This window comes from Kribbella sp. NPDC050820, from assembly GCF_040653975.1.
Classification (GTDB): Bacteria; Actinomycetota; Actinomycetes; order Propionibacteriales; family Kribbellaceae; genus Kribbella.
The window spans coordinates 184,577-197,685 of record NZ_JBFAHB010000008.1 but is presented as its reverse complement, the minus strand read 5'-3'; the positions used below and the strand labels follow the sequence as shown (position 1 = coordinate 197,685).

The following is a 13,109-nucleotide window of genomic DNA, read 5'->3' as shown; positions in this document are numbered from 1 at the left end:
GCGGCGGCCGGCGAGGCCAAAGGCACTCGCCGGTCGTGCGCTGCCGATGTGTTGGTTACCGACGGCGGTCGACGCGCCGCGCCGTACGACGGGCAGTCCGTCGCGCCACCCTGCGAGAGCCGAACATGGTCACCTCCAGCGTCGTGTTCCGGCCCACGGCGTCACTTCGCCGCGGCAGCCGACTCCATCTCGTGCAGTTCCTTGGCTTCGGCGGCCTCGAGGAGTCCGATGCCGACCAGGTCGAGCGGGCTGATGAACTCGTCGGCCAGCCGGAAGCCACCGGCCCGGACGACCGCGTCGCGCAGCGGGACTGCCCAGTGGTGCTCGAGCAGAAGGAGCGCGGCGGCCGAGTCGTTCGGGATCTCCTCGAGAACGTCCCAGGCATCTTCCTCGTCGAAGACGTCGAATCCGTCGGCGGCGGCCTCGGCGCCTGCCTCCGCGCCCTTTTCCAGACCCTCCTCGCCCTCGATGCCCAGGCCGATCAGGGCGCCGATCTTCGTGCCCAGCTCGACGGCTTCGTCCAGCGTGAGGTTGCTGAGATGAGCGACCTCGATCTTGCCGTCGGCGTCCTTGTGGACGGCAAGTGCATCGATCACCCGGATGGCGTCCGCCTCGCGCAGCCGCTCGAGCTCTTCGATGATCTCGCCGTGAAAGTTCGGGTGATTGAACCCGAGCACCACCAACTGCACCGGTCCGATGGCCATGCCGTTTTCCCCTTCCGTGCCGGGTGACGCGACGGCACTCCCCCCGCCGCGCAACCATCCTCATCACCACCCGGACGCAGGAACATCATCCGCGGCGGGTGATCCGCCGACCAGCCCCGCCCAGGCCGCAGGGTCGGGTCCGGATGCCGAACCTGCCGGTCCGTTCCGAGGAGTCGCCAGGGTAGACGACCTTGAGTTTGGCTCTTGTCGACTCGAGGAACTCTGTTACTCACCAATTCCTTCACAAGGTGTCCCAAAGTGCCCGATGGACCCTGACGCGCAGAGCCTGCTGGATACGGCTCCAGGTGCGGGTTGGCGGCTTCAAGTCGGGCGCATGCTGGTGGCGTGGCCGGTGTGTGGCGGTGGCGGGAAGTGCGACGGGGTGAACGTCCCGGAGCACAAACGGGATGAACGGAGCGGAGGCTGAACTCGTAGTGACGAAGGGCCCCGGTTGCGTCGATAGGCGACGCGATGGACACGCCCGGGAATCACGGGCCTTCTGGCCTGCTGAGTGTGGGGGTCTGGTCCACAAGTGAATTGAACGAATCTTCGAGGGGGAAGCGATGAGCGTCCGGAGTTTGACCCAAGCTGAGGCTGAGGGCCGCTCGAGCCTGCTGACGGTCGAGCGGTATGACGTTGCCGTCGACCTGACCGACCTGCCGACCGGCTCGCGGGTTCGGTGTGAGTCGAGGATCACCTTCGACTGTGTCCGCCCCGGAGCCGAGACCTTCGTCGACTGTGTGGCGGAGGTTGACAGAGCCGTGCTCAACGGGGTCGCGCTGCCGGCGGCCGTCGAGGGCCGGATCGCGCTGGCCGGTCTCGGCGAGCGCAACGTCCTCACTGTGGTCACTGTCCCGGACTGCTCGACCGATGAGCAGGGTGTTCACAAGGCCGTCGATCCCGCCGATGGCGAGGTGTATGCGTACACGGACTTCAGTCCCGACCACGCCCGGTATGCATGGGCGTGTTTCGATCAGCCCGACCTGAAGGCGCCGTACGCCTTCACGGTGACGGCTCCGCCCGGTTGGCTGGTGTTGACCAACAGCGGCGATCCGCGGATCGAAGATCTCGGCTCCGCGCGGCGCTGGACCTTCCCGCCGACGCCACCGCTGGCGACGTACAACACTGCGATCAACGCCGGACCGTACTACGAACTGCGCCGGAGCGGCGCGGGTCACGATCTCGGCCTCTTCGCTCGCCAGTCACTGGCTCCGATCCTTGACCGGGACGCCGACGAGCTCTTCACCCTGACCACCCAAGGGCTCGAGTTCTTCGCCGACAGGTTCGGCATGCCGTTTCCCCAGCACAAGTACGACCAGGTTTTCACGCCCGAGTTCCCTGGCGCGATGGAGCACTTCGGCTGCGTCACCTGGATGGACTGGTTCCTGCGCCGGACCACCCCGACGCGTGCGGAGTGGGACCTCTTCTCGCGGTACCTGTTGCATGAACTCGCGCACATGTGGTTCGGCAACATTGTCACCATGCGCTGGTGGGACGACCTGTGGCTCAACGAGGCGTTCGCGGAGTTCGCGAGCAACTGGGCCGCGGTGTCCGCGACGTCCTACACCGACGCCTGGGTGGCGCATGCGGCCGACGACAAGCTCAGGGCCTATTTCGTCGATCAGGGACCGACCACGCACCCGATCCGCCAGCTTGTCCGGGACGTCTCCGAGGCCGAGGCGACTTTCGACGCCATCACCTACCCCAAGGGTGCGTCGGTGCTGCAACAGCTGATGACGTATGTCGGCGAGGCAGAGTTCTCCGCGGGGCTGACCAGCTACTTCGCCAAGCATGCCTGGGGCAACACCACGCTGCAGGACCTGATCGATGCGGTCGCCGAGTCGAGCGGACGTGACCTGGACCAGTGGCGTGCGGGGTGGCTGGAAACCGCAGGTACCGATCGGCTGACCCTGGATCGCGACGGGGATGGTTTCGTCCTGGTCGCGAAGGGCCCCGGTGGGCAGCCGCGGCCGCAGGTGCTTGCCGTCGGCGCCTACCGGGGACAAGGCGACCGCCTCGAGCGGGCGGCACTCGTCGAGGTAGCGGTCGCGGGCGAACGGACCCGGATCGACCTGCCGGCCGGCGCGGACCTCTACCTGGTCAACGACGAAGACCTGACCTTCGCCTCGACAAGACCCGATGCCGCGACCAGAAACGCGTTCTTCGGCAACGCCGCCCGCCTGCCCACACCCATCTCGCGGAGTGTCGCGATCACCACGGCCTGGGACATGCTGATCAACGGCGAAGCGTCGGCCGCCCAGGCCGTGCAGTGCCTGACCGGAGTGCTAGCGGTCGAGACGTCCGCGTCGGTGATCGAGCCGTATCTCGACCTAGCTGTCGAGGCCGCGGAGCTGTGGAGCCCGGAGTCGGAGCAGGATGTGCTGATGCGGGCAGTAGCGGCGGCGTGCCGCAGCCTCTCCGGCGTCGGCGCCTACCGCAAAGCGGCACTGCGTGGCTTCGCCCGTACCGCAGCCGACCTGGAGCAGGTTGGGTGGCTCCAGGGCGAGGCAGGTGAGGACGTCGATCTCCAGTGGCGAGCGCTGGTCCGCAAGGCTCAACTCGGCGGCCCGACCGCTACTGAGGCACAGGCCCTGCTCGACCGGGACCCGGATCCCGAGGCCTGGGTCAGCAGGCTTCAGGTCCGTGCGGCGACCCCGGACCCGGCTGAGAAGAAGGCGGTGTGGCAGACGCTGGTGACGGAGCGCGCGGTGCCGCTGGCCTCGGTCTACTCGGTTGCGGCGCCGTTCTGGACCGTCGGCCAGGACGACCTGCTGAGGCCCTATGCGGAGGCATATCTCGAGCTCGTGCCGACCATCCACCGTGGTGGAGCCTTGCCGGCCAAGACCTTCACCAGACACCTCTTCCCGCAGTTCGGTATCGACCTGACTTTCGTCGGACGGGCGGAGGCCCTTGCGGCAAAAGCTGTCCCGGTCGTCCGCGCGAGCCTGCTGGAGCGTGCTGATCGGGTGAGCCGCATGCTGCGCTCTCGCGGCTGAGGTCCTTCCGCCGACCCGATCAACCACGCAGATCTCCGCGGCAATCTCGGCTCGTTATGACACCGGCAGCTTCAGAGGCAAGGCCTACTGGCGGTCCTTCGGCATCGGAAATGTCTGGGCCGTGGGCGGCGCAGGAGTGGGGGCCGGCATCGGCAAGAGCGTTGAGCATCGATGTCGTGTTGGATGCAACCGTTTCGCATTGCGACGTCGCCGTGGAACCATGCGTGCCATGCGCACCTACCTGCTGACCTCTGCTGCGTGGGCGGTCGGTTTGTTCAGCGGGCTGGTCTTCGGCGTCGGTTTCGCCGCAGTGACTCGATTCACCGCTCCGCCGCCGGTCTCCTGGCAGGTAGCGGCGATCGCCGGCGTGGTTGCGGGGGTGTTGGTCGGCGGCACGCTGGCATACGCCAGCGTGAGGCGGCAACGAGATTTGCGCGCCGCAGCTGGCGACCTATCACCGGAACAGCAGTTGGACGCGTACCGAGCTGCGTTCAGCGGTGAGATCCCGGTCGATCCTCAGATTCGCGGAGCTTCCGCGCGCATCGCTCGAGGCAGGATCGCGGAAATGAGCCAGTTCCGCTTCCTTAACGTGATCGTGGCAGCCTTACTTACGCTCGGCGCTGTCGTGAACCTCACCGCCGGTGAGTACATACTCGCTGCCTTGCTCTTGGCAGCGGCGCTGGCGGACGGCGGTCAGCTGTACCAGCTCAAGCGGGTGCGCCGACAGCTCCAACGATTGTCCGCTGGGAGCCCCGCCGATCAGAGCGGCTGAGCACCGCACCCGTCCCTGTTGTTACAGCCGTCATCACCGGCGAACTGGAACCGCGCAGGCTTCGATAACGCCACCCCCGGCATTACGGCCGGATCTGCAGCGAAAACGCCCGAGTTCCGGAACTCCAGGCGAGAGGACGGTGCGAGCGGTCGGCTTCAGTTGTCCTTGTCGGGCTGTAGGTCTGGTTGGTCGGCGCGAGCCTGCAGTTGCGCCGCGAGGCGGCGACGCCACTCGTACAACTGGGCGAGCGCCTGCTGCCGGACGGCCTCGCCGACGGCGGCGCCCGCCCAGCGGAGGGTCGGACCGTGCTCAAGCCAATAGCCGCGCAACGCGCGCTCGAGCTCGGCCGCGTCGGCGCCGCCGCGTCCTGCTCGACGCAGCGTGTGCCGGACGGCGCTGAGGTCGGCGTCCGCAGCGCCGTACCGTCCGAGGTCGCTCTCCTCGGACTCGTGGTTGTGGGATGTCACGTCGGCTGGATTCGTGGGGCGGCTCCGCCGCGGCCGGCGCCGAGACCCTGGAGGAGACGGATGAGGGCGTCGAGGAGGTTCTGCAGCAGGTTCCCCAGAACTCCGCCGAGATCCACACCGTCGAGCAGCCCGGCGATCGCGCACAGCAGGTTGCCGAGCAGATTGCCGGGGCCCGGGATGGCGGTGATGTCGAGGACCACTTGGTTCAGTTGCACCCGTAGACCGAGGAGGTTGAGGTCCAGCGGGCCGAGCTCGAGGTGCAGGATGGAGCAGACTTCCGGCTGAGGCGGCTCCGTCATGGCCGGCCTCCGAACTCACGTCAGACACCCGACCTGATCGCAAGCCCCAGGCCCGACCTGAGCCCACTCACCGAGTCTCGATCCGCCTCTCTCCGACACACCCACACCAACGCGCGTCGCCTTCGATGTGATCGCCAACGCCCAATAAACAAGGCAATCCGGCCCGCCAATGCCACCGTTGCCAACCGCTCGCCACGCCGGCACCATCGAGTCGGCCAAGATCGCTCTTCAGGCGGACCTGGCGGACCCGAACGGTCTCATCGGCAAGGGGATCACGGACCACCCCATCTGGTTCACCCACTTTTCGCTACCCCCGGGATCGCCATATGCCTCGAACCAGGCCTCGGTCAAAGTTTGGTCCAGACATCGCTACACCAGCGTGAACAGACACCCGTACAACCACCTGGCGAGGCACCCCGAGGCGAAGAGAGACGCGACGCTTGGCGAGATCGTCTTCTTGTTCAACGCGTCCTTAGTGCCAGGGAACGAGCTTCGGCTGGGCGGTGCTGCGCACGGACCTGTCCTCGTCAACGTACAGCCATACGATGTCGCTGAACCCGTGTTGAGCGAAGTCCGCGACATCACCCGAACCGTACTAGCAGGGCTTGGCGCCGAGCCTCTCGCGGGACAAAACTCGAGCTCAAGTTCGCGCCCCTGGGCGCGGTTTCTCATGAAGTCGGAATCCTGCGCATGGCCGGTGACGGCGGAGGCGTCGTCGACGAGAACCTGAAATTCCTTGAGTACGACAACATCTACGCATGCGACAACTCCGTCTTTCCGACCTCGCCAGCGGCGAATCCCAGCCTCACCCTGGCTGGTCTGAGTCTGAGATTGGCCCGCCATCTCGCCGGCCGATGACCCGGAGGCCCATCGCATGCTGAACTACTGGCTGCAGGAGCTGATCGACGGATGGTTGCGCCACAGACTCAAATGTCGTGGGAGCGGGGAGCGCGCTGGTGTGCGGCCTCAACCCGCTGTCCCCGGTGGGCTCTGCGGCTCGTTCGTTCAGCTCCGCGCGGAGGTGTTGCGGCCGGTCACCGTGGATGCGACGACGACCAGAACGGCCGCGATCGCGATAGCCACGATCCAGCGCACCCAGTCGATGCCTGCGCTTCCGTCACCGCCGAAGGCGGTGTAGACGAACCATCCGAGGATTACGCCGCCGATTCCGCACAGTACGGTGAGCCAGATCGGGATGTTGTCCTTGTTGCCGGGCGCGACGAACTTCCCGAGCAGGCCGATGATGATGCCCGCGACGATGACTCCGATGATCTCCATGTGTCCATTCCTCGTGTAGCTCGTGAGCCGCTGGGCGATGCGCCCGCAGCGATGATCCAGTGCCCAGGCGCAAACCCGTTGCCCCCGGGCTGTCGGATCCGGAGCGGGCGTTCGTAGGAGCGCTAGAGCGGCTGGCCAAAGTGACCGCCGATCAACGCCACACGGACACGCTCTCGGCCGCCGGGCACACCGTCGTCAGCACGCGAACGCGGGCATCGAGGGGCCTCCTGGGCCGCCACGGCTGTGTTGGCGTCGTGACCGCTCGAATTGCGGCAGTGTTGGGTGGGGCCGGCTGGGAACCGGGGGCGGGAAAGAGTTCGACGCCGTCGGATCGGAGTAGCCCGTGATGTTCTGCCCCGTCTGCTCGCCTGGTGCGGGCGCAGCGGTCGGGGGCTGACGATGGCCCCCGAGTACCCCCTGTTGGCTGGGCGTTACCGTTTGCTTGATCGGCTCGGGCGCGGCGGCATGGGGATCGTCTGGCGGGCGCGGGATGAGCTCCTGGGCCGGCCGGTTGCGGTGAAGGAAGTCGTTGTTCCGCCGGAGCTGCCCGAAGAAGAGCGGGAGGTGCTTCGTCGGCGGACGTTCCGCGAGGCCCAGTCGGCGGCCCGGTTGACCCATCCGAACGTCGTCACGATGTACGACGTGGTCGAGGAGGACGGTCGGCCATGGCTCGTGATGGAGCTGGTGCCGTCACGCACGCTCCGGCAAGTGATTCACGAGCGCGGGCGGTTGCCGTGGCGGGAGGTCGCCGGCATCGGCCTCGAGGTGCTGGCCGCTCTGCAGGCGGCGCGCTCGGCCGGCGTACTGCACCGAGACGTGAAGCCGAGCAATGTGCTGCTTGCCGACGACGGGCGGGTGGTGCTCACCGATTTCGGCATTGCCAGCCTCGAAGGCGACGCATCGCTGACTCGGTCCGGCGCGCTGGTCGGTTCGCCCGCTTTCATCGCTCCTGAACGGGTCCAAGCGCGCGGCGCCGTACCGGAGTCGGATCTGTGGTCGTTGGGTGCCACTCTGTACACCGCCGTGGAAGGACGGTCACCGTTCGACCGGGGCTCTGCCTTGCCGACGCTGGCCGCGGCCGTCACCGAGCCGCCCGACCCAGCTCACCACGCGGGACCCCTGTGGCCGGTCATCGAAGGCCTGTTGAGCAAGGATCCGGCCGCGCGGATGACGGCCGCCGAGGCGACCCGTCTGCTGCGCCTGGCTGTGTGGACGACGGACGTCGCGACATCCGCAGCCGATCGATCAGATGCACCAACTCCCGAGGGCCCGCCGTCGGTTGCTCAGCGGCCGTGGGAAGACTCCGATCGGGACAGCGGTCAGCGGACCCGCCTGCTGCCCATCGCGTCGTTCGCGCCGGGGGCCGATCCGCCGGCGCAGTCGGTTCGTGTCCCACTCGCCGCAGGCGACGATTCCAGTACGGGGGAGAACGACGGCCACCGGTCTCCTCCCGGGGCGGCGACTGTCGCAGGACCGCCGAATCGGATTGTCCGAATGGTCCTCCCTGCTGCTGTGGCGTGCCTCTTGGTGCTAACGGCTGTGGCGGGCTGGGCGATGATGAGGCAGGCCGGTGACCCTTCGGGGGGCCAGCCGGCGCCGGCGGCGCGGCCGACTCAGGCCAGCCAGGCGTCGCGCAGTACGTCGACCGCCCAACGCCCACCGAGCGCCTCACCGACCGCGAAGGGCACCCGAACCGCGGCACCGACAAGTGCCACACGGGCGCCGACGGCAACTCGTTCGCCATCCGTCACTCGGTCGCCTTCGACAGAGCCGTCCACCCCGGTCGCGGCCGTGCCTGCCGGGTTCGAACGTCACCGCGACCCGACCGGATTCTCCGTCGTGGTACCGGAAGGGTGGAGGTCCGAACGAGACAGCGGCCAGGTGTACTTCCGCGAACCTTCCGGATCGGGCCTGCTGATTATCGACCAGACCGATCGACCGAAGGCCGATCCCGTTGCCGACTGGCGCCAGCAGGAGGAGGCTCGCCGCAGCGGCTATACCGATTACCACCGAATTCGGATCGAAGCAGTCGACTACTTCGACAAGGCGGCGGACTGGGAATTCACCTACGCCGCACGCTCTGGGCATCAGCACGTCCTGATTCGTGGTGTGGTCACCAGCGCGCAGCAGGCGTACGGAATCTACTGGTCCACACCCGACGACCAGTGGGAGGACAACCTGCCGGTCCTGCAAACCATCTTCGAGACCTTCCAACCCGCCTCGTAAAGGGTCCGCCCTCCGACCACGGCGGGCACCCAACCGATGCCAGCAGTCCGTGGCTCCAATCTGCGCGAGTACTTCTGGCCGCTCGTTACGACGTCGAGGAGTTGGAGGCGGCGGTTCTGGACGAGTCCGGTTCGGACAAGTCCGACGGTCGAAGGACTGAAGGACAGGGCTTGTCCGACCCAGGCTCCGCGGGCGGACGCTATGCCGACGATCGGAGGGGCGTCCCCGGGCGTGCGAGACGTTCACGCCCGGGGACGATCAACTCCTGGTCGGTCAGTCAGGGGCGACGGAGGTCGTCGGGCGGCGGGGGCGGGGTGTTCGGCGGGTTGCCGAAGCTGCTGGCGGCGCCGGTCGGTGAGGTTCTCGTCGGCTCGCTGGGCTGCGGTTCCCACGGGCTGCGTTGGGCGTCCTCGCGCCCCCGCTGGTACGCCTCGTCGCGGGAGCGTGCGCTGGGGAAGTCATCCTCGGCCCGGTTCAGCCAGCGTTCCCAGCGGCTCTGCATCGGGCGGACCATGCCGCCACCCATACCCACTACGATCACGCCGGCGACGGTGGCGAGGACTGCGATGAGCACTGGCGTGGTCACTGCGGTCGCAACGCCGATCTGGTTGAGCGCCGCGATCACGCCGAGCGCGATCACGAAGATCTGGATCGCTTTCGCGACCAGTTGCCCGTAGGTGAGGGCGCTCAGCGCGGTGCCGACGAGGTCACGCAGTACGTTGGCGATGGCCGCGGCCACGACCACGATGACGATCGCGACGACCGCGCGGGGCAGCCAGCCGACGATCGCGGCGAGCAGGTCGCTGACCGGGTTGGGCCCGAAGACCCCGAACGCGAACTGCAGTGCGATCAGCAGGACGGCGTAGTAGACCAGGGCGGCGATCAGACCGCTCGCGTCGTACTTGGACTGCTCGAGTGCCCGCCCGACACCACCGCGCTCGACCGCGCGATCGAACCCGACCCGACCGAGTACGACGTCGACGATCTTGCGCAACGCCTTGGCGATCAGCCATCCGATCAGCAGGATCACCAAGAACAGCGCGAACTTGGGCAAGAACGTGATGATCGCGCCGACCGCGTCGTTCCATGACTGGGTCAGATCCATGGGCGCTGCTTCCCTTCGATCAGCCCGGCCGATCTCCCCAGCCGATCTCGGGCAGCCTCATCCGTCCGGTCCCCAGGTACCCCAAAGCTCCGGCGAAAACGCCCGAGTTCCGGAATTCCAGGTGAGAGGACGGTGCGAGCGGTTGGTTTTCAGTTGTCCTTGTCGGGCTGTTGGTCTGGTTGGTCGGTGCGCGCCTGCAGTTGCGCCGCGAGGCGGCGACGCCACTCGTACAACTGGGCGAGCGCCTGCTGCCGGACGGCCTCGCCGACGGCGGCGCCCGCTCGGCGGAGGGTCGGACCGTGCTCAAGCCAATAGCTGCGCAACGCGCGCTCGAGCTCGGCCGCGTCGGCGCCGCCGCGTCCTGCTCGACGCAGCGCGTGCCGGACGGCGCTGAGGTCGGCCTCCGCGGCGCCGTATCGTCCGAGGTCGCTGTCCTCGGACTCGTGGTTGTGGGATGTCACGTCGGCTGGATTCGTGGGGCGGCTCCGCCGCGGCCGGCGCCGAGGCCCTGGAGGAGGCGGATGAGGGCGTCGAGGAGGTTCTGCAGCAGGTTCCCTAGAACTCCGCCGAGATCCACACCGTCGAGCAGGCCGGCAATGGCGCACAGCAGGTTGCCGAGCAGGTTGCCGGGGCCGGGGATCGCGGTGATGTCGAGGACCACCTGGTTCAGTTGCACCCGTAGACCGAGGAGGTTGAGGTCCAGGGGGCCGAGCTCGAGGTGCAGGATGGGACAGACGGCTGGTTGAGGCGGCTCGGTCATGGCCGGCCTCCAATCTCAGGTTTGTGGGAGGCACCCGCCTGGCCCGTGTGCCGTGGGCCCGAGGTGAGCCCACTCATCGAGTCTCGATCCGCCCCTCTGACACACGCAAACCAATGCGCGTCGCCTTCGATGTGATCGCCAACGCCCCAAAAACAGGGCAATCCGGGCCGTCAACGCCGCCGTTGGTTGACCACTCGCCATACCGGATCGACGACGTCCGGGCCCATCGTCACGGGGGTGCCTCTGAGGCAGTGTCGTTCCTCCTCGGAATGAGAACGTCGGCGGTTCGATTCCGACAGGCGGCTCAGCCCAAGAACTCGAGGTCATCCCTGAAGGAGCGGGGGCGGTCACGAGGTAACCGGTATGTTTCGTCGGGCTCGCGATTCGTCGGGACGCTCGCCGCTGGACCCGGGCGGCGTCTGCCCGCCGTTTCTGATTCGGATCAGCGCCTTGCCTCCTGCCCCCCGGGGTCCGGGCGGCGACGGGCGCTTCCCCTTGTCGGGGCGTTGCGAACGGACGAAACTCAGGACTGCGACCACCCGGCCGGTGCTCGGGGCAGCTGGGCGCGCCGCGCAGAAGCGATCCATCTACCCGAGGAGCGTCATGCGCAGGATCAAGGTCGCCGCGACGGTCGCCGCGGCATTTGCAGCACTACTTCTGCCGACGCTGGCCCACGCCGCGCCGATCACCCCCGGCGGTTCGACGGAAGTCACCGTGGGCAGCAACGACCAACTGTTCTCGCAGAACAAGCAGAACGAGCCGGGTCTGGCCGTGAACCCGGTCAACCCCGCGATCCTCGCGGCGGGAGCCAACGACAACATCGACATGGAGGCGTGTAACGCCGGCGATGACCGCACCTGCCCGTTCACCCCGGGCGTGGGCTTGTCCGGCATCCAGTTCTCGACCGACTCCGGCCGCACCTGGACGCAACCGACGTACACCGGCTTCTCGGCGCGCGTCGCCCCGTCCTGCCTCGGTGCACCCGACGTCGCGCCTGGCCAACCCCCGGCCGGCGACACCGGCTGCGTGCCCGATCCGAACGGCCCGATCGGCACCCTGCCCAACTACGACGTCAACGGCATGGTCTCCAACGGCGACCCGGAACTGGTCTTCGGTCCCGTGCCCGACGCCTCAGGAAACTTCTCCTGGGACAATGGGCAGCGGCTGTACTACGCGAACATCGCCACCAACTTCCCGGGCAATCCCGGCTTCCCCGGTGATGCGGCCATCGCGGTGTCCCGCACCGATGACGTGGCGGGCGCCATCGCCGGTGACAACGACGCCTGGATGGACCCGGTGGTCGTGACGAGGCAGAACCAGGCATTGTTCAGCGACAAGGAACAGGTCTGGGCCGACAATGCCGAGAGTAGCCCCCACTTCGGCAACGCCTACGTCTGCAACGTCGGGTTCCGAGGGGCCGCCGGAGCCGAACCCGTGCTGTTCGCTCGTTCCACCGACGGCGGCGACACATGGACGACCCGCCAACTGTCGGCTGCGACGAACAACAACCAAACCGGCGGACGGCAGGGCTGTGCCATCCGAACCGACAGCGAAGGTGTGGTCTACGTCGTATGGGTCGGCACTGACATCCGAACGCGCGAGGGCGTCTTCTTCCAGGCCCGGTCGTTTAACGGTGGCCAGAACTTCGAGCGACCCAGGGCCGTCGTCTCAGGGCTTGGCGGAATCGGGCAGTTCGACCCCGCCCAGGGCCGGTTCACCATCGACGGCATCGCGGGCGCCCGGACCAACACGTTCCCGTCGTTCGACATCGCCAATGGTGCGCCGAGCGGTGCGGACGCCACCGACCAGATCCTGCTCACCTGGTCGGACGACAGCCAGGGAACCAACCTCGAGAAGGCGTTCCTGGTGAGCTCGACCAACGGGGGCGGCACCTACTCGGCCAGGGTGGTAGTCAGCGAGGGCAGCGACCGAGCCAACTTCCCGGCGGTGGCAATCTCGCCCGACGGCACCGACGCATGGCTGGTCTACAACGCCTGGCTCGACCCGTGGCGCAACGACACGACCTCCCCACGCCGCGTGCTGGGCGTGGTCCGGCACGCCGACATCACCGGCACGGCCCACACGGTCGGCGCGTTCACAACGCTGTTGCGTGGCGCGATCGGCGACGGGCGCGCGTCCAGCGCCAATAGCCTGACCTCGGAGTTCCTCGGCGACTACAACTACGCCGTCGCCACGCGGGACTACGGCTCCGGCGTGTGGAACGACATGCGCAACGGAGCTGTCTGCCCCGCCATCAACACCTACCGTCAGGCGTTCGTCGAGGACGTCCTGGCCGGCACCACCGAACCGATTGTGGGAGACCAGAAGGAGGATCAAGACGCGGCAGCCGAACTGCCGGCCACGCACTCCACGGAGTTGCGCCCAGGACCCAACAACGACTGCCCGGCGACCTTCGGCAACTCCGACCACTTCGGCGGAACCTTCAGCGACGACTCCTGAGCCCTTCCGAGCCGTAGCCACCACAACCGACGGCCGCCCACA

General features: G+C 67.6%; 12 protein-coding genes. 5 read left to right on the top strand and 7 right to left on the bottom strand.

The features are described 5' to 3' along the window. Positions 1-161: 161 nt before the first annotated feature. Complete coding sequence (locus tag AB0H36_RS10750) at positions 162-704, bottom strand: hypothetical protein (RefSeq protein ID WP_360519847.1); 543 nt, start codon at positions 702-704, stop codon at positions 162-164. Positions 705-1,267: 563 nt separating this feature from the next. On the opposite strand from AB0H36_RS10750, the gene pepN reads away from it, so the two are divergent. Next, positions 1,268-3,700: an aminopeptidase N gene (gene pepN, locus AB0H36_RS10745; RefSeq protein WP_360519845.1), complete on the top strand. Its 2,433-nt coding sequence runs from the start codon at positions 1,268-1,270 to the stop codon at positions 3,698-3,700. Positions 3,701-3,929: 229 nt separating this feature from the next. Next, positions 3,930-4,472, top strand: a complete 543-nt coding sequence (locus tag AB0H36_RS10740; protein WP_360519843.1) for a hypothetical protein — start codon at positions 3,930-3,932, stop codon at positions 4,470-4,472. Positions 4,473-4,627: 155 nt separating this feature from the next. Here AB0H36_RS10740 and AB0H36_RS10735 read toward each other — a convergent pair whose 3' ends face one another. After that, entirely contained in the window at positions 4,628-4,939 is a 312-nt protein-coding gene (locus tag AB0H36_RS10735; protein WP_360519841.1) for a hypothetical protein, read from the bottom strand. Further along, on the bottom strand, positions 4,936-5,238 hold the full coding sequence (locus AB0H36_RS10730; RefSeq protein ID WP_360519839.1) for a hypothetical protein: 303 nt from the start codon (positions 5,236-5,238) through the stop codon (positions 4,936-4,938). The genes AB0H36_RS10735 and AB0H36_RS10730 overlap by 4 nt, the downstream gene beginning before the upstream one ends. 654 nt (positions 5,239-5,892) lie before the next feature. Here AB0H36_RS10730 and AB0H36_RS10725 point away from each other — a divergent pair. Further along, positions 5,893-6,096 (top strand): GMC oxidoreductase, encoded by a 204-nt coding sequence (locus AB0H36_RS10725; RefSeq protein ID WP_360519865.1) that lies wholly within the window; start codon positions 5,893-5,895, stop codon positions 6,094-6,096. 147 nt (positions 6,097-6,243) lie between these two features. Here AB0H36_RS10725 and AB0H36_RS10720 read toward each other — a convergent pair whose 3' ends face one another. Next, entirely contained in the window at positions 6,244-6,516 is a 273-nt protein-coding gene (locus AB0H36_RS10720; RefSeq protein ID WP_360519837.1) for a GlsB/YeaQ/YmgE family stress response membrane protein, read from the bottom strand. A gap of 399 nt (positions 6,517-6,915) precedes the next feature. Between AB0H36_RS10720 and AB0H36_RS10715 the strand changes: the two genes are divergently transcribed. Then, the gene (locus tag AB0H36_RS10715; RefSeq protein WP_360519835.1) at positions 6,916-8,742 is read left to right on the top strand and encodes a protein kinase; all 1,827 of its coding nucleotides are present in this window, start codon (positions 6,916-6,918) and stop codon (positions 8,740-8,742) included. Between the two features lie 277 nt (positions 8,743-9,019). Here the strand turns inward: AB0H36_RS10715 and AB0H36_RS10710 are convergent, their stop codons facing one another. The 3 genes from AB0H36_RS10710 to AB0H36_RS10700 all read right to left on the bottom strand — a co-directional run bounded on the left by AB0H36_RS10710 (position 9,020) and on the right by AB0H36_RS10700 (position 10,607). Beyond that, the gene (locus tag AB0H36_RS10710) at positions 9,020-9,847 is read right to left on the bottom strand and encodes a hypothetical protein (RefSeq protein WP_360519833.1); all 828 of its coding nucleotides are present in this window, start codon (positions 9,845-9,847) and stop codon (positions 9,020-9,022) included. 149 nt (positions 9,848-9,996) lie between these two features. Next, positions 9,997-10,308, bottom strand: a complete 312-nt coding sequence (locus AB0H36_RS10705; RefSeq protein WP_360519831.1) for a hypothetical protein — start codon at positions 10,306-10,308, stop codon at positions 9,997-9,999. Next, positions 10,305-10,607, bottom strand: a complete 303-nt coding sequence (locus AB0H36_RS10700; protein ID WP_360519829.1) for a hypothetical protein — start codon at positions 10,605-10,607, stop codon at positions 10,305-10,307. The genes AB0H36_RS10705 and AB0H36_RS10700 overlap by 4 nt, the downstream gene beginning before the upstream one ends. A 603-nt stretch (positions 10,608-11,210) precedes the next feature. Between AB0H36_RS10700 and AB0H36_RS10695 the strand changes: the two genes are divergently transcribed. Then, positions 11,211-13,067, top strand: coding sequence for a hypothetical protein (locus AB0H36_RS10695; protein ID WP_360519827.1), 1,857 nt, complete (start codon positions 11,211-11,213; stop codon positions 13,065-13,067). Positions 13,068-13,109: the final 42 nt, after the last annotated feature.